This window comes from Oceanimonas baumannii (assembly GCF_002245495.1).
Lineage (GTDB): Bacteria > Pseudomonadota > Gammaproteobacteria > Enterobacterales > Aeromonadaceae > Oceanimonas > Oceanimonas baumannii.
The window spans coordinates 47,985-66,292 of the sequence record NZ_NQJF01000006.1; the positions used below are offsets into that span (position 1 = coordinate 47,985).

General features: G+C 55.0%; 24 protein-coding genes. 15 read left to right on the top strand and 9 right to left on the bottom strand.

The annotated features are described in order from the left end of the window. Positions 1-34: 34 nt before the first annotated feature. The 5 genes from lptB to B6S09_RS08050 are packed head-to-tail and all read right to left on the bottom strand — an operon-like array spanning position 35 to position 3,323. Positions 35-760: an LPS export ABC transporter ATP-binding protein gene (gene lptB, locus B6S09_RS08030; RefSeq protein WP_094277993.1), complete on the bottom strand. Its 726-nt coding sequence runs from the start codon at positions 758-760 to the stop codon at positions 35-37. A gap of 2 nt (positions 761-762) precedes the next feature. Beyond that, a complete protein-coding gene (gene lptA, locus B6S09_RS08035) occupies positions 763-1,284 on the bottom strand; it encodes a lipopolysaccharide transport periplasmic protein LptA (RefSeq protein WP_094277994.1) in 522 nt (173 codons plus the stop codon). After that, on the bottom strand, positions 1,253-1,801 hold the full coding sequence (gene lptC, locus B6S09_RS08040; protein ID WP_094277995.1) for an LPS export ABC transporter periplasmic protein LptC: 549 nt from the start codon (positions 1,799-1,801) through the stop codon (positions 1,253-1,255). Before lptC ends, lptA begins: the two co-directional genes overlap by 32 nt. Beyond that, a complete protein-coding gene (gene kdsC / locus B6S09_RS08045; protein WP_208321717.1) occupies positions 1,798-2,352 on the bottom strand; it encodes a 3-deoxy-manno-octulosonate-8-phosphatase KdsC in 555 nt (184 codons plus the stop codon). The genes lptC and kdsC overlap by 4 nt, the downstream gene beginning before the upstream one ends. Then, the gene (locus tag B6S09_RS08050; protein ID WP_094277997.1) at positions 2,349-3,323 is read right to left on the bottom strand and encodes a KpsF/GutQ family sugar-phosphate isomerase; all 975 of its coding nucleotides are present in this window, start codon (positions 3,321-3,323) and stop codon (positions 2,349-2,351) included. Before B6S09_RS08050 ends, kdsC begins: the two co-directional genes overlap by 4 nt. 173 nt (positions 3,324-3,496) lie before the next feature. On the opposite strand from B6S09_RS08050, the gene mlaF reads away from it, so the two are divergent. From mlaF to murA, 7 genes are read left to right on the top strand one after another with little or no spacing between them, the layout of a single operon-like run. Further along, entirely contained in the window at positions 3,497-4,297 is an 801-nt protein-coding gene (gene mlaF / locus B6S09_RS08055) for a phospholipid ABC transporter ATP-binding protein MlaF (protein ID WP_166670292.1), read from the top strand. Continuing rightward, on the top strand, positions 4,287-5,066 hold the full coding sequence (gene mlaE / locus B6S09_RS08060; protein WP_094277999.1) for a lipid asymmetry maintenance ABC transporter permease subunit MlaE: 780 nt from the start codon (positions 4,287-4,289) through the stop codon (positions 5,064-5,066). Before mlaF ends, mlaE begins: the two co-directional genes overlap by 11 nt. Before the next feature lie 6 nt (positions 5,067-5,072). Then, complete coding sequence (gene mlaD / locus B6S09_RS08065; protein ID WP_094278000.1) at positions 5,073-5,546, top strand: outer membrane lipid asymmetry maintenance protein MlaD; 474 nt, start codon at positions 5,073-5,075, stop codon at positions 5,544-5,546. A gap of 27 nt (positions 5,547-5,573) precedes the next feature. After that, the gene (gene mlaC / locus B6S09_RS08070) at positions 5,574-6,206 is read left to right on the top strand and encodes a phospholipid-binding protein MlaC (RefSeq protein ID WP_134113974.1); all 633 of its coding nucleotides are present in this window, start codon (positions 5,574-5,576) and stop codon (positions 6,204-6,206) included. Then, entirely contained in the window at positions 6,203-6,487 is a 285-nt protein-coding gene (locus B6S09_RS08075) for an STAS domain-containing protein (RefSeq protein WP_094278001.1), read from the top strand. Before mlaC ends, B6S09_RS08075 begins: the two co-directional genes overlap by 4 nt. After that, entirely contained in the window at positions 6,474-6,734 is a 261-nt protein-coding gene (locus B6S09_RS08080; protein WP_094278002.1) for a BolA family protein, read from the top strand. The genes B6S09_RS08075 and B6S09_RS08080 overlap by 14 nt, the downstream gene beginning before the upstream one ends. A gap of 11 nt (positions 6,735-6,745) precedes the next feature. Next, complete coding sequence (gene murA / locus B6S09_RS08085; RefSeq protein ID WP_094278003.1) at positions 6,746-8,005, top strand: UDP-N-acetylglucosamine 1-carboxyvinyltransferase; 1,260 nt, start codon at positions 6,746-6,748, stop codon at positions 8,003-8,005. Positions 8,006-8,130: 125 nt separating this feature from the next. Here murA and degS read toward each other — a convergent pair whose 3' ends face one another. Together degS and B6S09_RS08095 are read right to left on the bottom strand one after the other, a co-directional pair. After that, positions 8,131-9,219, bottom strand: coding sequence for an outer membrane-stress sensor serine endopeptidase DegS (gene degS, locus B6S09_RS08090; RefSeq protein WP_094278004.1), 1,089 nt, complete (start codon positions 9,217-9,219; stop codon positions 8,131-8,133). Positions 9,220-9,314: 95 nt separating this feature from the next. Continuing rightward, a complete protein-coding gene (locus B6S09_RS08095; protein ID WP_094278005.1) occupies positions 9,315-10,673 on the bottom strand; it encodes a DegQ family serine endoprotease in 1,359 nt (452 codons plus the stop codon). A 208-nt stretch (positions 10,674-10,881) separates the two neighbouring features. On the opposite strand from B6S09_RS08095, the gene zapE reads away from it, so the two are divergent. The 8 genes from zapE to B6S09_RS08135 all read left to right on the top strand — a co-directional run bounded on the left by zapE (position 10,882) and on the right by B6S09_RS08135 (position 17,080). Next, on the top strand, positions 10,882-11,985 hold the full coding sequence (gene zapE, locus B6S09_RS08100; protein WP_094278006.1) for a cell division protein ZapE: 1,104 nt from the start codon (positions 10,882-10,884) through the stop codon (positions 11,983-11,985). 254 nt (positions 11,986-12,239) lie between these two features. Next, the gene (rplM, locus tag B6S09_RS08105; protein ID WP_094201429.1) at positions 12,240-12,668 is read left to right on the top strand and encodes a 50S ribosomal protein L13; all 429 of its coding nucleotides are present in this window, start codon (positions 12,240-12,242) and stop codon (positions 12,666-12,668) included. A gap of 15 nt (positions 12,669-12,683) precedes the next feature. Beyond that, on the top strand, positions 12,684-13,076 hold the full coding sequence (rpsI, locus tag B6S09_RS08110; protein WP_094278007.1) for a 30S ribosomal protein S9: 393 nt from the start codon (positions 12,684-12,686) through the stop codon (positions 13,074-13,076). Between the two features lie 296 nt (positions 13,077-13,372). Continuing rightward, positions 13,373-13,963, top strand: coding sequence for a ubiquinol-cytochrome c reductase iron-sulfur subunit (petA, locus tag B6S09_RS08115; RefSeq protein ID WP_094278008.1), 591 nt, complete (start codon positions 13,373-13,375; stop codon positions 13,961-13,963). Between the two features lie 4 nt (positions 13,964-13,967). Beyond that, positions 13,968-15,185: a cytochrome b gene (locus B6S09_RS08120; RefSeq protein ID WP_094278009.1), complete on the top strand. Its 1,218-nt coding sequence runs from the start codon at positions 13,968-13,970 to the stop codon at positions 15,183-15,185. Further along, positions 15,182-15,916, top strand: a complete 735-nt coding sequence (locus B6S09_RS08125) for a cytochrome c1 (protein WP_094278010.1) — start codon at positions 15,182-15,184, stop codon at positions 15,914-15,916. Before B6S09_RS08120 ends, B6S09_RS08125 begins: the two co-directional genes overlap by 4 nt. Before the next feature lie 88 nt (positions 15,917-16,004). Then, positions 16,005-16,634: a stringent starvation protein SspA gene (gene sspA, locus B6S09_RS08130; RefSeq protein WP_094278011.1), complete on the top strand. Its 630-nt coding sequence runs from the start codon at positions 16,005-16,007 to the stop codon at positions 16,632-16,634. An 11-nt stretch (positions 16,635-16,645) separates the two neighbouring features. Next, complete coding sequence (locus B6S09_RS08135) at positions 16,646-17,080, top strand: ClpXP protease specificity-enhancing factor (protein ID WP_208321718.1); 435 nt, start codon at positions 16,646-16,648, stop codon at positions 17,078-17,080. Between the two features lie 49 nt (positions 17,081-17,129). On the opposite strand, the gene dolP is transcribed toward B6S09_RS08135, so the two are convergent. Then, on the bottom strand, positions 17,130-17,708 hold the full coding sequence (dolP, locus tag B6S09_RS08140) for a division/outer membrane stress-associated lipid-binding lipoprotein (RefSeq protein WP_094278013.1): 579 nt from the start codon (positions 17,706-17,708) through the stop codon (positions 17,130-17,132). A gap of 5 nt (positions 17,709-17,713) precedes the next feature. Then, entirely contained in the window at positions 17,714-18,304 is a 591-nt protein-coding gene (locus B6S09_RS08145) for a D-sedoheptulose-7-phosphate isomerase (RefSeq protein WP_094278014.1), read from the bottom strand. Between the last annotated feature and the right edge of the window lie 4 nt (positions 18,305-18,308).

The window sequence follows — 18,308 nt, forward strand, 5'->3', positions numbered from 1 at the left end:
GTCCTTTCTGATAAACCGCATTATGGCGGTGCCGTCAAAGGCTGAATTGTTCGCCGAGATAGACCTTTTTGACCTGCTCATTGGCCAGAATTTCTGCCGGGGTGCCGGCAGCGATGCGGTGGCCATGACTGACAATATAGGCCTTCTCGCACACATCCAGGGTCTCGCGTACGTTATGATCGGTAATCAGCACACCCAGGCCCCGATCCCGTAAATGCAAAATAATCTTTTTAATATCTATCACTGAAATCGGGTCCACGCCGGCAAACGGCTCATCCAGCAAGATAAAGCGGGGGTCCGCTGCCAACGCCCGGGCGATCTCCACCCGACGGCGCTCGCCACCGGACAGGCTCATCCCCAGGCTGTCCCGAATGTGAGTGATATTGAACTCTTCCAGCAACTGCTCCATTTTTTCGTTGCGCTGCTCGGTGCTCAGCTCCTTGCGGGTCTGTAAGACAGCCATCAGGTTGTCGGCCACGCTCAGGCGCCGAAAGATGGATGCTTCCTGAGGCAGGTAGCCGATGCCGGCGCGGGCGCGCACATGCATGGGCTCGTGGCTGATGTCTCTATCGTCGATGGTGATGCTGCCAGCATCACGCTGTACCAGACCTACGATCATGTAAAACGACGTGGTCTTGCCGGCACCGTTAGGGCCCAGCAGGCCCACAATCTGGCCGGTGTTGACGGTCAGGCTGACATCGGCCACTACCTTGCGGCCTTTATAGCTTTTTTGCAGACCACGTGCTTTCAGTCTGGCCATGCTCAGTTATTATCCTGTTTGTCAAAATTCTGTACCTGCTCGGGCAAGAAGATGGTGGTGACCCTGTCTTTGCCGCCCTGACTTTCGGCTTCCATCTGTTCTTTGTCGATAAAGTAGCGAATGCGGTAACCGGTGACGATATTGTCGTCCTGCTTGAGCTCGGCATCACGGATAAGCGTAATGGTGCGCGCTCCCATGTCGTAGTGGATTTCCCGGGCCTTGGCCTGTACCGGTTTGCCATTGTTAAGGGTTTGTTTATAAGTGGCCGGGCTGCCTTTGGCGGTCATGGACTGCAGTCCCCGTTCATTACGGATTACGACCAGCTCGCTGGCACGTACATCAATGCTGCCTTGTTTGACCACGACATTATCGATAAAGGTGACCTTGTTTTCAGCCAGCTCAACCAGTTGCCGACCGGCATCGATGGTGACCGGCTGGCGAAAATCACTGTCTTTGGCCTGTGCCTGACCCAGGCCGAGCAGGCCGCCAAGACTAAGGGTTAAAATAAGTTGCCCGGGTTTCATTCAGTAATTCCACCGTTTGTTGATCCAGCCCGCCTCGCAGGCCAATGCCTTCTGCCTGGTATTGCGGACTTTGCAGTGTCACCTTCTGGTTGGACTGCAGCTTGTTGTGAATAAAGTCCATTTCCAGATATTCGGTGGTCAGGGTTTCCACCAGGGCATCCGGTTGCAGCCCTCTGCCCACCACGTTACCGGTAAGCACGGCATTATCGCCGGTATTAATTGTGCCGTTATCGCCGCTCAGCCGCCACTGGGGCTGGCCATCGGGAGAGTAGAGCAAGATAACAGGTTTTTTCATCAGGGTCATGGAGAGGGAATCGTAGTACTCGGCATGCTGCGCATTCATGCCCCGATAGGGCAGACCCTGCCGGTTATACTGCACACTGGAGAGGTTGGTCGCCACAAAATCGGGCTGAAAGTCCTGCTCATTCACCCCGACGAGCTCATCATTGCGAAACCACTGCCAGGTGATCAGTCCGACAACAAACAGCCCGCCAAACAGCCAGGTCTGGCGAGTCATATACTCATGCCCTCGGCTTGTTCCAGTACACCTTCGGCATCCAGCAGCAGATCACATAACTCACGTACTGCGCCCCGCCCACCGGGGGTGCGGGTGGTATACCGTGCCCGCTGCAGTACCAGCGGATGGGCATCCGCCACTGCAACCCCCAGACCACAGTCTTGCATGACCGGTAAATCCACCACATCATCGCCGATATAGGCCACCTGGGCGGGAGTCAGGTCAAGGTTTGCGAGCAGCTCACCGTAGCTATGCAGCTTATTGCTTTGCCCCTGGTAAATATGGCGTACACCCAGTGCGCTCATGCGATCACTGACGATGCGTGAACTACGGCCGGTGATCACCGCGACCTCAATGCCGGCATTGAGCAGGGCCCTGATGCCAAACCCGTCCCGGGTGGAAAAGCTCTTGTATTCTTCGCCTTCGTTGCCGAGGTAGATCATGCCATCGGACAGCACGCCGTCCACATCGCAAATCAGCAAACGAATATTTTTCAGCCGGTGCCAGACCTCTTTGCTGACGGCACCGTACAGGGTCTGTACTGTCATCAGATCACTCCCGCGCGTAGTAAGTCGTGCATATTGAAGGCCCCGACAGGACGCTGCTTGTCGTCCAGTACCAGCAGGCCGCTGATTTTCTTTTCTTCCATCAGCTTGACTGCTTCTGCGGCCAGCATGCCGGCGGCTACCGTGGTGCAGCCCCGGGTCATCACCTGAGCAATCGTGGTGTTATGCACATCAATTTTTTGATCCAGAGTACGACGCAGATCTCCATCAGTATAGATACCTGCCAGGCGGCCCTCGTCATCGACGACGGCAGTAAACCCCATGCCGCTGCGGCCGATTTCCATCAGAGCTTCAATAATCAGGGTATTCAGCCCCACTCTGGGAACCTTCTCTTCCTTGTGCATAATATCCGCTACCCGTAGTAACAAGCGTTTGCCCAGGGCTCCGCCGGGATGGCTGAGGGCAAAATCATCGGCAGTAAATCCGCGGGCTTCCAGCAGCGCAACGGCCAGAGCATCTCCCATGGCCAGAGTGGCAGTGGTGCTGGCCGTTGGTGCCAGGCCAAGCGGGCAGGCTTCCTGCTCCACCCGGGTGCACAGATGTACATCGGCTTCTCGGGCCATGGTGGACTCGGGCTTGCCGGTCATGCAAATCAGTTTCAGACCGCGGCGGCGCAATACCGGCAGCAGGGAAATGATTTCTTCGCTTTCTCCGGAGTTGGACAACGCCAGTACGACGTCCTTGCCGTCGATCATGCCCAGGTCTCCATGGCTGGCTTCACCCGGGTGGACATAAAATGCAGGGGTACCGGTGCTGGCCAGCGTGGCGGCAATTTTGTTGGCGATATGACCGGATTTTCCCATGCCGGTTACAATCACCTTGCCATGGCATTCAAACATTAACCGGCAGGCCTTGTTAAAAGACTCATCCAGATATTGAGAAAGGCCCTCTAGGGCTGCCTTTTCAATATCGAGAACGCGTTGGGCGGTGGTGCGATAATCAAATTCTGCTGACATGGTTTTCTCCACACTAAGGCGGGGCCATTATAGAAAAGCCGGGCCTGAGAAGCGACCGGGATAATGTATTTGCCTCTAAGGAATGCTGGTCAGGGAATGGCGCAAATCGTTGCCCTGCAGTTGCCGATATGGGAGTGAACCCATACAATCCTTCCTTTTTGCGGGAGCACAGTGTGAGCCAAAGCCTTGTTGAAATAAGGGATCTTTGCTTCAGCCATGGTGAGCGCACTCTTTATGAGGGCATCAGCATGCAGATTCCGCGCGGAAAAATCACTGCCATTATGGGACCCAGTGGCATCGGCAAGACCACCTTGCTACGCCTGATCGGTGGTCAGATAAAGCCTGACAGCGGTGATGTGCTGTTTGATGGTGAGTCGATACCTTCCCTGGGACGTAAGCGGCTCTATGATGTTCGCCGGCGTATGGGAATGCTGTTTCAGAGTGGCGCGTTATTTACCGGCATGTCGGTGTTTGACAATGTGGCCTTTCCGTTGCGCGAGCACAGTGGCCTGCCGGAAGCCATTATTCATACCCTGGTGATGATGAAGCTGGAAGCGGTAGGGCTGCGCGGTGCGGCTCAGCTGTTGCCGTCGGAGTTATCCGGGGGCATGGCTCGACGGGCGGCGCTGGCCCGCAGTATCGCCCTGGATCCCGAACTGATCATGTACGACGAGCCCTTTGCCGGACAGGATCCCATTAGTATGGGGGTATTGGTGCGTCTTATCTCGACGCTGAACCGGGCGCAGCAGCTGACTTCCATTGTGGTGACGCACGATGTGGATGAAGTGATGACCATTGCCGACTACGCCTACATTATTGCCAATAAAAAGGTGATTGCGGCCGGTACCCCAGAACAGCTCAGAGCCCATCAGGACCCGCAGGTTATTCAGTTTCTGCAGGGAGAGGCAGACGGCCCGGTGGCATTCCATTATCCGGCCCCGGACTACAGGGAGTCACTGTCCTATGTTGACTGATATTATCGGCCGGCTGGGCCGTAACGGCGTGTCGGCGCTGACTTCACTTGGGCGCAGCGGTGTAATGCTGGTACATGCCTTGCTGGGCAAGCCCGAGCCGAAGAAGCATTTTCCACTGCTGGTTCAGCAGCTGCATGTTGTGGGTGTGCAGTCGGTGCTGATCATCCTGGTATCCGGCTTGTTTATCGGCATGGTGCTGGCTTTGCAAGGGTATAACGTGCTGGTGGACTTTGGTGCCGAAGGCAGCTTAGGTCAGCTGGTGTCGCTATCATTGCTGCGGGAGCTGGGGCCGGTAGTGACCGCTTTGCTGTTTGCCGGGCGAGCCGGCTCGGCACTGACTGCCGAGCTGGGGCTGATGAAAGCGACCGAGCAATTATCCAGCCTGGAAATGATGGGGGTGGATCCGTTGCGGCGGGTAGTGGCCCCCCGTTTCTGGGCTGGTTTTATCAGCATGCCGCTGCTGGCATTTCTGTTTAATATCGTCGGTATCTGGGGCGCCAAGCTGGTGGGAGTTGACTGGCTGGGTGTGGATGAAGGGGGCTTCTGGTCTACCATGCAGGCAACGGTCGACTGGCAGGAAGATATTATGCAGGGCTTTATCAAAAGCCTGGTGTTTGCCCTGGTGGTCACCTGGATTGCTCTGTTTAACGGCTTTGATGCCAAGCCTACGGCGGCGGGGATCAGTCAGGCGACCACTCGTACCGTGGTTCATTCATCTCTGGCGGTATTGGGGCTCGATTTCGTGCTGACCGCCATCATGTTCGGATAACTCATAATGAAATACAGCAAACTGGAATTCAGCGTCGGCTGCTTTATGCTGGCTGGCATCGGTGCCTTGCTGCTGCTGGCGTTCAAGGTGGCGGGGGTTAGCGTTAACGGCCAGAGTGAAACGTATACGCTTTATGCTCATTTTGACAATATTGGCGGCCTGAAAGTACGCTCTCCCATTAAGGTTGGCGGCGTGGTAGTAGGCCGCGTGGCTGCTATCCGGCTTGATGCCGACAGCCAGGTTCCTGTTGTAACCCTGGCTATCAATAAGGAGGCGGGAACCTTCTCCGAGAGCAGTACCGCCGCCATTCTTACTTCGGGCCTGCTGGGTGAGCAATACCTTGGTATTACGCCGGGCTTTGCCGATGAAGACATGGGGATTGGCATGCTGGCCGATGGTGACACCATCAGTGACACGCAGTCGGCTCTGGTACTCGAAGAGCTGATTGGTAAGTTTATTTATTCCATCGGTAAAGACTGAACTGACGCATTGTTTGAGGAATGAGACATGAAAAAAGTATTGATGTCCTGGCTGTTGGTATTCAGCGGCCTGTTTGCACTGCCGGCCATGGCGGCAGAAGACCCTTATCAGCTGGTGGATCAGGTGGCTCAGCGAACCTTTGATCGGCTTAAGCAGGAGCAGGGTGAAATCTCCTCCAATCCCGAACATCTGCGTATTTTGGTGCGGGAAGAAATGTTACCGGCGGTGGATGTACGCTTTTCCGCTTTCCGGGTGATTGGTAACCAGCTGAATAAAACCACCGCAGAGCAGCGGGAAGAATTTGTGAAGGCATTCAGTGACTACCTTGTGGTCACTTATGCTGATGCGCTGGCTGCCTATAAGGAGCAGACGGTGAAAATTGGTACTGGCAGTGTGACAGCAGAAGATAAACTGGCCACGGTGCCAGTGACTGTGTTTGAGCCGAACAAGCCGGAAATCAAGCTCGAGTTTAAACTGCGTAAAAACAGCCGGACCGGCGAATGGAAAGTGTTTGACATGATCGCGGAAGGAATCAGCCTGTTGTCTGCCAAGCAGTCGGAGCTGAGTGGCCTGATCCGTCAGAAAGGGATTGATGCCGTCAGCCGTCAGTTGCAGGAACTGACAAACAAACCGGTTACGCCGCTGGAAACCGCTCAATGAAACTGAGCCGCCCGCTTACCCGCGAGCAACTGCCTGCCTGGTGGGCTGAACGTGATACCCTGTTTGCTGTGGCCAAGGCAGATTTAAGCGGCGTTGAACGCATTGACTCAACAGGCCTGGCCTTGCTGGTACAGTGGAGCCAGCATCTGGCATCCCGAGAGCAGCGGCTGGTTCTCTGTTCTCCACCCGAGGGGTTTTATCCCCTTGCCGATTTATACGGGGTAGGTTCGTTGTTCGACCTGCCTGACAATGACTCCCGGAGCCAACATGGATCTGAATAACGAAGTAGAGCGTCGGCTGCGTGAAGCCCTTGAGCTTGACGAGCTGTATGTGAAAAGTGAAGGTGACCACTTTCAGGTTATCGCGGTTTCTGAAGTATTTGCCGAAATGAGCCGGGTCAAGCGCCAGCAGGCCATTAACGGTCCCCTGATGGATCTGATCGCGCAGAATGCCATTCATGCCCTCAGTGTTAAAACTTTTACTCCCGAGCAGTGGGCCCGGGAACGTAAATTTATGATGCCGTCCTGACAGGAGCGCGAATGGATAAGTTCAGTATTCAGGGGCCGTGCCGGCTGGCCGGCGAGGTGACCATTTCTGGTGCCAAAAATGCGGCACTGCCCATCCTTTTCGGTACCCTGCTGTGTGATGAGGCCATCCATCTTTCCAATGTGCCTCAGCTGAAAGACGTGGACACCACGCTGAAATTGCTGGCTTCCATGGGGGTTAATGTTGAGGTTAACGGGGATGTAACCGTGCTTGCCGGTGCTGTGAACAGCCACATTGCTCCTTATGAGCTGGTGCGTACCATGCGCGCCTCCATTCTGGCGCTGGGGCCTTTGGTGGCGAAGTTTGGCAAGGCTGATGTATCTTTGCCCGGTGGCTGTGCTATCGGAGCACGTCCGGTCAACCTGCATATTCACGGCCTGGAGCAGATGGGAGCCAAGATCCGGGTTGAAGACGGTTATATCAAGGCCCGGGTCGACGGTCGCCTCAAGGGTGCTCATATTCTGATGGATGTCGTGAGCGTGACCGGCACCGAAAATCTACTGATGGCGGCGGTACTGGCAGAAGGTCGTACCATTATCGAGAATGCCGCCCGGGAACCGGAGGTGGTGGACCTGGCCAACTTCCTGAATGGCCTGGGTGCCAATATTCAGGGCATTGGCCAGGATACCCTGATCATCGATGGCGTTGAGTCACTGCATGGTGGCAGCTACAGCGTACAGCCCGACCGGATAGAAACCGGTACTTTTCTGGTAGGAGCCGCTGTGACCGGCGGGGACATCACCTGCCGCAATACCGATCCGCACTTGCTGGAAGCGGTACTGGTAAAACTGCGGGAAGCCGGTGCTTCTGTGGAAACCGGTGAAGACTGGATTCGTCTCGATATGACCGGCCGCACCCTCAAACCGGTTGATATCAAGACTGCACCTTATCCGGCGTTTCCCACAGATATGCAAGCCCAGTTTACTGTGCTGAATGCGGTGGCCAAAGGGATAGGGCAGGTGACCGAGACTATTTTCGAAAACCGCTTTATGCATGTCCCCGAGCTGAACCGGATGGGTGCCAGTATTGAGCTAAATGGCAATATGGCCATTTGCGGCGATACAGAGCAGCTCTCCGGAGCCACCGTGATGGCTACCGATCTGCGCGCCTCGGCCAGCTTGGTACTGGCCGGCTTTGTGGCTCAGGGCACGACCATTGTGGATCGTATCTACCATATTGATCGCGGTTACGAAGTGATTGAAGACAAGCTTTCCGCCCTGGGCGGAAAAATAGAGCGGATCAAGGAAAACTGATGTTCAAGGTCATCAGCCGGAAGTGATCAATCATGCTAACCGGCTGAAACCACCATGAAAAGGGAAGACACCAGGTGTCTTCCCTTTTTTGCTATCAAGCCAGGTTTATTCCGGCCTCAGAGCAGTCACTGAAAGCGGCGATCTTCCTCGATTTTTACTGGCACAGTCAGCATTTTTCCTTCGCGCAGCAGGGTCACGCGAATCTCGGTGCCCGGACGGGTCTCTGCCACTTTATCCATGGCCTGACGGGTATTGAGAATTTCTTCACCGTTCAGCGCCAGGATCACATCACCGCTGACAATGCCTGCCTTATCGGCCGGTGCTCCGGCGCTGACACTGTCGACGTAAATGCCGGCACGTTCTTCCATATTTAGCAAACGGGCCATGACCGGCGGAATATCGGCTCCGCCGATACCAAGATAGCCGCGAATGACCCGGCCGTTGGTGATAAGCTCCTGCATAATCCGGGTGGCCAGTGCGTAGGGAATGGCAAAGCTGATACCGTAGCTTTCCTGATGCGCCACACTCTGAAAAGAGGCGGTGTTAATGCCCACCAGCTCACCATAGACATTTACCAGGGCACCGCCGGAGTTACCGGAGTTAATGGCGGCATCAGTCTGCAGCAGATCCTGACGGCCGTTACTGTCCGGACCCATGCTTGATAAGCCGGAGCGACCGGTGGCGCTGATAATGCCCTGCGTGATGGTCTGGCCCACGTTATAGGGGTTGCCGATGGCCAGTACAATATCACCTACCTGTGGATTCAGATCTTCGCTCTGGGGTATTTCCGGTAACCGATCGGCATCAATTTTAAGTACCGCCAGATCGGTAGGCACATCAAAGCCGATGACCTTGCCGGCGATAATGCGTCCGTCCTGCAAGGCCACGATGACCTGATCTGCCTCGGCAATGACATGATAGTTGGTCAGCACAAAGCCGGCGGCAGACATGATCACGCCGGAGCCCAGTCCAGAGGCGGCCAGGCCCGGATTAGTGCTGCTGTGCTGAAAACTGCGGGTATAAATATTGACCACGGCAGGCCCGGCCTGAGCGGCTGCATAAGAAAAACTGGTGATACCGGCCTGAGGACTGCGCCACCAGTGTTCAAGGGACTGGGTGCGTAATTGGGGAAACAGCAGTAACAGCAATGCAGCTAGCAGCACTCCATAAAGGGTGCCCTGAAGACAGTACTTGAGAATAGTGGCTGGCCGCATGGAATAAGCCGGTGGCTGCAGAATCCGCCAAGCATAACATAAAAGAAGCGGGAAGGGAGTGCTGCCGCGGGCAGACTCCCTTTATGTTCAGTAGCTTACCGCAGGACGAGGTAAATGGAGGAGTTACCGCGCTGAATGTTCAGGGCCAGTACATCGGGTTTGGCCTCGATAATTTTGCGCAGCTCACCCAGCTCTTTGATCCTTTTACGGTTAACGCCAATGATAATGTCACCTTCTTCCAGACCAGCCATGGCGGCAGGAGAGCGAGGAGTGACTTCGGTCACGGTGACGCCACGCACACTGGCGTTGCGCTCGCTATTGGCAAGGGATGCCCCTTCAAGTGCCTGATGCAGGGTATTGGCGGCGACTTTCTGCTCGCTGGCTTTATCAAGGGTCACTTCCATGGTTTTCTCTTTACCGTCGCGGAATACTCCCAGCTCGACGGTGCGATCGGCCCCCATGGTGGCGACTTTGGCCCGCAGCTCACCAAACGAGCGGATGGGCTTGCCGTCCAGGCTGATAATGATGTCTCCGGCCTTAAGACCGGCCTGATCGGCGGCAGAGTCTTCCAGCACCTGACTGACAAAGGCACCGTGCTGGCTGCGATAGCCAAAGGTCCGGGCCAGCTCGGAAGTCAGCTCGCCGCCCATTACACCCAGCACTCCCCGGCGTACTTCACCGTATTCCAGGATCTGATCTGTCAGGTTTTTCACCATGTTTGCAGGAATGGCAAAGCCGATGCCGATGTTGCCACCGCCCGGGCCGAGAATGGCGGTGTTGATACCCACCAGGTTGCCTTGCATATCCAGCAGGGCACCACCCGAGTTGCCGGAGTTAATGGCGGCATCGGTCTGAATAAAGTTTTCCAGGTTTTCGACATTCAGCCCGGAGCGTCCCAGTGCGCTGATCACGCCGGTGGTCACGGTCTGGCCAAGGCCAAAGGGATTTCCGATGGCAATGGCAAAATCTCCTACCCGCAGTTTATCGGAATCGGCAAAACCGATTTCTACCAGATCCTTGGCATCCACCTTGAGCACGGCAATGTCAGACTCTTTGTCAGCCCCGATCAGTTCGGCTTCATATTCCTGGCCGTCGATCAGGGTGATCTGAATTTTGTCGGCATCTTCAACAACGTGGTTGTTGGTGATGACATAGCCTTTATCGGCATCAATGATGACGCCTGAGCCGAGGGCCTGGAAGGGCCGTTCGCGCATTTGTTCGCCGGGCATATTGGGACCGAAGAAAAAGCGGAAAGGCTCGGGTAATACCTGGCGGCTGACCTTGCTGCCGGATACCGAGATATTGACCACGCCGGGACTGACTTTCTCCACTACCGGTGCCAGGCTGTTAACTTCGGTACCGGCACCAAAAGGCAGGGCTGCCTGAGCAGCGGGCAGGGTAGCCAGGCCAATGCTCAGGGCCAGGGCAGATAACAGGGGGAGTCGACCTTTCATGTATTTGCTCCTAACTGTACAAATAATAAAACCGTAAATTGTTTGTTCTGACTCACCGTTGCAAAGGGAGTTCCGTATTGGCAGAGAAATGGTACTGTTTTCATTAATTGTGCTTTTTGTGTGGAAGATCAAGCCTCTGCCGGCCATTTCTTGCCGCTGGCTGTTACCGGCCATACACTGAAGCCCTTGTATCCACTCAGTGATTGTCATGACCCCAAGCAGCAAATATCAATCGGATCTGAGCCGGCCCGATTTTGTGCATGATGCCGCCCAGGCTGAAGCCGTCGCTCATCTTCAGCGTCTCTACGAAGACCTGACCGCCGCCCCTGTCACCACTCCCAAAGCCAATCTGTGGCAACGGCTGACCGGACGGGCCGCCGAGACACCGCCTTCGTCTGCGCGAGGTCTGTATTTCTGGGGGGGGGTAGGCCGGGGGAAGACCTACCTGATGGATACGTTTTACGATTGCCTGCCTTTTGACCGTAAGCTCAGAGTACATTTTCACCGTTTTATGGTGCGAGTGCATGATGAACTGCAAAACCTGAAAGGACAGGTGGATCCGCTGAAAGTGGTGGCCGAAAGGCTGGCGCAGGACGCCAGGGTAATCTGCTTTGACGAGTTTTTTGTGTCCGACATCACCGACGCCATGATCCTCGGGACCCTGTTCGAATATCTTTTCGGTCACGGTGTGACTCTGGTGGCCACTTCCAATATTCCTCCCGATGAGTTGTATCGCAACGGCCTGCAACGCGCCCGTTTTCTACCCGCCATTGCTCTGATTAAGGCTAACTGCGAGGTGGTGAATGTGGATTCAGGGACGGATTACCGGCTGCGTACCCTGCAGCAGGCAGAAATTTATCACTATCCCCTTGATACTCAGGCCAGCACCAATCTGGAGCAGTACTTCACCCGGCTGAGTAATGAAGCCGGACACTGGGGGGGGAATATCGAGGTGAATCATCGTCATTTGGTGGTGATGGCGGAAGGGGACGGTGTACTTTATATCGACTTTACCGAGTTGTGTTGTACTGCACGCTCACAGCTCGACTATATCGAGCTGGCGCGTTGCTATCACACGGTGCTGCTGGCGAATGTGTTGCCGATGGGGGGAGAAACGGATGATGCTGCCCGGCGTTTCATTGCCATGGTCGATGAATTCTATGAGCGTCACGTTACTCTGATTATTTCGGCAGCGGTGCCGATGACGCAGTTATACGGACAGGGGCGGCTGAATTTCGAGTTCCGGCGCTGTTTATCAAGGCTGACCGAAATGCAGTCTCATGAATATCTTGCCAGAGAGCACCTTCCTTAGTCACAATATGCGCCCTTCGATTCGAGGCATGATCGAAGCATAAGGGCGGGCGAGCCAGCCGGTTTCAACGGGCATTGAAATTAGCAGGTGATTTTTAAGGCAACTTTACCTATAATCGCCCGGCCCACGTTACACAGCTGCCGATATGGTGGCATCACAGTAAGCAGACAGCTACTCGAAGGGGTGGAGTGTCTGGTCGTGTTTTGCGCAATTGCGCAAGTGTAGGATTCATTTTCAGTAATTTGGGTTTATCCATGAAAACTTTTGTTGCTAAGCCAGAAACCGTCAAGCGTGACTGGTATGTTGTTGATGCAGAGGGCAAAACTCTGGGTCGTCTGGCCACTGAGATCGCCCGCCGCCTGCGCGGTAAGCACAAGCCGGAATTTACTCCTCACGTTGACTGCGGTGATTACATCATCGTTATCAATGCCGAGAAAGTACAGGTAACCGGCAAAAAAGCGTCTGACAAGATTTATTACTCTCACTCCGGCTTCCCGGGTGGCATCAAGTCAATCAGCTTTGAAAAGCTGATTGACCGCAAGCCTGAGATGGTAATCGAGTCTGCCGTACGCGGCATGCTGCCTCGCGGCCCCCTGGGTCGTGCCATGTACCGCAAGATGAAAGTCTATGCGGGCAGCCAGCACAACCATGCTGCGCAACAACCTCAAGTACTTGACATCTAAGGCGGGATTAGGCAAATGGCAGAAACTCAATACTACGGTACCGGCCGTCGCAAAAGCTCCACTGCGCGCGTATTCGTAAAAGCGGGCAGCGGTAACATCGTTATCAACCAGCGTTCACTGGATCAGTATTTCGGTCGTGAAACCGCCCGCATGGTGGTTCGTCAGCCTCTGGAACTGACCGAGCTGAGCGAAAAACTGGATCTGTACATCACCGTTTCCGGTGGTGGTATTTCCGGTCAGGCTGGTGCTATCCGTCACGGTATCACCCGTGCACTGATGCAATATGACGAGACCCTGCGCGGTGCCCTGCGTAAGGCCGGCTTCGTGACCCGTGACGCCCGTCGCGTTGAGCGTAAGAAAGTTGGTCTGCACAAGGCGCGTAAGCGTCCCCAGTTCTCCAAGCGTTAATTGGGACTGCAGTCTTGTATATCAAAAGCCCGGTTTACCCGGGCTTTTTTATTGTTTTAAGCATAGTTTCACAGAGAAATCGCTTGTTGCTTATTTGTTGATTTGAAACAAATTTGAGCCTGATATTCGCGATCTGTGACACGGTGCGCGTCCTTGTAAAACTCCGCGCTTTTCATTAGAATTTGCGGGTTTTTTGTGGCAATTGAAACCAGAATATCCGCCGCGGTTGTCACATCGCAGTATCAATGCATGGAACGAAAAATAAATGCGCGGAGACCAAATGGGAGAGTTTTTGGATGAGCAATGCGCCAGTTGATACCGGTCGCCGCAGATTTCTGACCTGGTCAACCACAGTCGTGGGTGGGGTCGGAGCTGCTTTTGCCGCTGTGCCTTTCATCGCATCGTGGAACCCCAGCGCTAAGGCGAAAGCCGCCGGCGCGCCGGTAGAAGTCGACATCAGCAAAATGGAGCCCGGTCAGTTGATCCGGGTGGAGTGGCGTGGCAAACCGGTATGGGTTGTGCGTCGAAATCAGGAGATCTTGGACGGTCTGCCTCAACATGACAATCAGCTGCGGGACCCTGCTTCCGAGCAGCCGCAACAGCCGGTCTATGCCCAGAACGCCTACCGTTCCATTAAGCCGGAAGTGTTTGTGGCTGTGGGCTTGTGTACTCACCTGGGGTGTTCGCCCACTTACCTGCCAGACAGCTTCGGTGAGCAGGTGCAGGGTGTCAGTGCCGGTTTCTTCTGCCCCTGTCACGGTTCCAAGTTTGACATGGCCGGTCGCGTGTTCCAGGGGGTTCCGGCTCCGCTGAACCTGGTTATTCCCCCGTACTACTATGTCAACGATACCACCATTCTGGTGGGTGAAGACAAGGAAGGAGCCTAACACCATGCTGGGTAAACTCGTAAGCTGGATCGACGAGCGCATTCCGATGACGGCGACCTACAACAAGCATGTAGGTCAGTATCCCGCGCCCAAAAACTTTAACTTCTGGTACTTCTTTGGCTCACTGGCCATGCTGGTACTGGTGAACCAGATCCTCACCGGTGTCTGGCTGACCATGAACTACAACCCGTCCGGTGACGGCGCTTTTGCCTCCATCGAATACATCATGCGGGACGTGGAATACGGCTGGCTGCTGCGTTATATGCACTCCACCGGTGCCTCTGCCTTCTTCGTGGTGGTTTATCTGCACATGTTCCGTGGTCTGATCTACGGTTCGTACCAGAAGCCGCGCGAGCTGCTGTGGCTGTTCGGCATGCTGATCTTCCTGGTGCTGATGGCGGAAGCCTTTATGGGTTACCTGCTGCCCTGGGGCCAGATGTCATTCTGGGGTGCTCAGGTTATCATCTCGCTGTTCGGGGCCATTCCGGTCATCGGCGACGACCTGACCCTGTGGATCCGTGGTGACTATGTTATTTCCGGCGCAACCCTGACTCGCTTCTTCGCGTTGCACGTCATTGCTCTGCCGCTGGTGCTGGTTATTCTGGTATTCCTGCACATTGTGGCGCTGCACGAAGTGGGGTCTAACAACCCCGACGGTATCGATATCAAAAAGAACAAGGATGAGAACGGCTGGCCGAAAGACGCCATTCCTTTCCACCCCTATTACACCGTGAAAGACATTGTCGGTGTGGCCGGTTTCCTGTTCTTCTTCGCCTTTGTGATCTTCTTTATGCCTGAAGGTGGCGGTTACTTCCTGGAAGCGCCGAACTTTGAGGCGGCCAATGGCCTGAAGACTCCTGAGCACATTGCACCGGTATGGTACTTTACTCCCTTCTACGCCATTCTGCGGGCGGTTCCCGACAAGCTGATGGGCGTTATTCTGATGGGTCTGTCCATTGCCGTACTGTTTGTTCTGCCCTGGCTGGATCGCTGTAAGGTGCGTTCGTTCCGCTACCGCAGCAAGTTGCACCTGATGAACATCGTGCAATTCGTGATCTGCTTTATCATTCTGGGTATTCTGGGCGCCCTGCCGTCCACGCCGGTACTGACACTGCTGGCCCAGGTGACTTCGTTCGGCTATTTCGCCTTCTTCGTACTGTTGTTCTTCTACAGTAAAAACGAAAAAACCAAGCCGCTGCCAGAGAGGGTAACGTTCAAATGAAAAGGATAGTTGTTGCATTATTTGCACTGTTGCCGGCCCTGACTTTTGCCGCCGGCGGTAACGTTCACCTCGACGAGGCGGACTATGACCTGAGTGACAAGGCCTCGCTGCAAAACGGTGCCAAGCTGTTCATGAACTACTGTGCCGGCTGTCACAGCACTCAGTATCAGCGTTACAACCGTGTTGCTCAGGATCTGGACATCCCGGAAGATGTGATGCAGGCCAACCTGAACTTTACCGGTGTGGCCATCGGTGAGCTGATGGAAAACTCCATTCCGGAAGCCGATGCGGCCAACTGGTTTGGTGCTGCGCCGCCGGATCTGACCTTGGTGGCCCGGGTACGTGGTGCCGACTGGCTGTATACCTATCTGCGTTCTTTCTACAAGGATGACAGCCGTCCGTTCGGTGTGAACAACCTGGTGTTCCCGTCCGTGGGTATGCCACATGTGCTGGAACCGCTGCAGGGCAGTGCCCATCTGGAAACCGAAACCCGTCTTGTTGACGGTGTGGAAGTGGTCACTCCGGTAGGCATTGAATCTGATGGCAACGGTGAGCTGAGTGCCGGCGAATATGACCAGGCGGTACTGGATATCGTTAATTTCCTGGTGTATTCCGGTGATCCGGTAAAACTGGAACGTCAGCGCATGGGGTATTGGGTACTGGGCTTTCTGGTTATCTTCTTCTTCGTTGCCTATCTGCTGAAGAAAGAGTACTGGCGCGACGTACACTGAACCGACGTCGTCTGAGCTGAGCAGGTGAGCGGCAATGGGGGTATAATGCTTCCATTGCCGTTCCCATTTTTGATTTCTGGAGGATTCAATGGCAGTTGCGGCCAACAAACGTTCCATCATGACGCTGTTTTCCGGTGCTGATGATATTTACAGCCATCAGGTACGCATTGTACTGGCAGAAAAAGGTGTCAGTGTTGAAATCAGTCAGGTCGAGCCTGACAGCCTGCCCGAAGATATGCTGGAGCTGAACCCTTATGGCACCGTGCCGACCCTGGTCGACCGTGAGCTGGTGCTTTATGAGTCCCGTATTATCATGGAATACTTGGATGAGCGTTTCCCCCACCCGCCGTTGATGCCGGTATACCCGGTAGCCAGGGGAACAAGCCGGCTGATGATGCATCGTATAGAGCAGGACTGGTATGCCCTGGCTGCGCGCATCCAGCGCGGGGACAAGGCCGACGAAGCCCGTAAAGAACTTCGCGAAGCACTGCTGTCCATTGCGCCGGTATTTGCCGAGTATCCTTTCTTTATGAGCGAAGAGTTCAGCTTGGTCGACTGCTATATGGGGCCCCTGCTGTGGCGTCTGCCGTCTCTGGGTATTGAGCTGTCCGGTCGTGGTGCCAAGGAGATTAAGGCATATATGGTACGTTTGTTTGAGCGTGATTCTTTTCAGGCCTCTCTCACTGAAACCGAACGCGATCTGAGTAGCAAGGTTTGACCATGGATGAAATGACCCCAAGCCGTCCCTATGTGCTGCGGGCCTTTTATGACTGGTTGCTGGATAACGATCTGACGCCACACCTGCTGGTCAATGCTGAGGTGCCCCACACCGAAGTACCGCGCCAGTACGTGAACGATGGCCAGATCGTGCTCAATATCTCGCCTACTGCTGTAGTTGGTCTGCATATGGATAATGAAGCTGTTAGCTTTAGTGCCCGTTTTGGCGGGCAGCCGTTGCAGGTATATATCCCCATGGCTGCGGTGGTAGCCATACAGGCCCGTGAGAACGGTGCTGGTACCTTTTTTCCGCCGGAGCCGGCCTACGAAGAGTGGCTGGAAGCAGCCAGCCGTGAAGAAGAAGTCCCGTCTGAGGCTCTATCTCCGAAGGCTGATGAGTTACCGGTGCCGAAAAAAGGCAGGCCGAATCTTAAGGTCATCAAGTAATAAAAAACGCAGCCAAGGCTGCGTTTTTTATTATGGCTTCGTGCTTTCATCAGGGCACATTCTGTATATATTCAAAGGCGGTCACTACCCGGGAGACCCCGGCTACATTACGGGTCAATTGCACCGCGACGTCTGCTTCATTGCGTGTTACCAGGCCAACCAGAAACACCTCGGTATTTTCAGTGACCACTTTGAGTTTGGTGCCATCGATATTTTTTTCTGCCAGAAGAGTACTTTTGACCTTGGAGGTCAGCCAGGTGTCTTTGCTCTGCTGGGTTAGCGTCAGCGGGGTGCCGACGCGCACTTCGTTAAACACTTCCTTGACGCCTGGCACCTCAGTAACAATGGCTTCAGCCCGGGCGCGGTACTGTTCAGTAGGAGTTTGGCCAATCAGCAGCACCTTGCCGTTGGTTGCGATCACCGCAAAACGGCTTTCATCCCACATGGGCTTTTCTTCGCCCAGCCGGTGCAGGGCACGCATTTCAATAGTCTGGTCATTTATCTGGGTACCGATGGTACGCCGGTCGGTGATCATGTTGGCACCGGTTGCCCCACCGGCCGCTACCAGGCCGGCACAGCCCTGCAGCAGGGCAAGGGAAGTCAGTAACGTGATCAACGTCTTGTTCATGGCAATCAGTCCTCTTGGCTGGGGAACAGGGTGCGGTCAATAAGATCACACAGGCAATGCAGGGTGAGCAGGTTTACCTCGTGAATACGTGGCGCGCGCAGCGCCGGTACCCGGATCTCCACGTCATTGGGGCCGAGCAGACCGGCCAGCTCGCCGCCGTCGCCACCACTCAGAGCCACTATGGTCATGTCCCGGCTCAGTGCGGCCTCGGCGGCCTTGATCAGGTTACGGCTGTGGCCGGTGGTGGAGATAACCACCAGCACATCACCGGCCTGACCCAGGGCGCGGATCTGACGGGCATAGGCATCGTCGAAATGCTGATCCACGGCAATGGCGCTGATGCTGCTGGTATCCAGAGTCAGGCACACTGCCGGTAATGCCGGCCGTTCGGTTTCGTAACGGTTGATCAGTTCACTGACAAACAGCTGGGCCAGCGCATTGGAGCCGCCGTTACCGCACACCAGCAGTTTATTGCCGTTCAGCAGACACATTACCATCATCTGCGCGGCAGCCAGAATATCGTCGGGCAGCGCTTCGGCGGCAGCAATTTTGGTCTGAATGCTCTCGGTAAAGCTGGCTTTGATTTCTTCCTGCATGAGA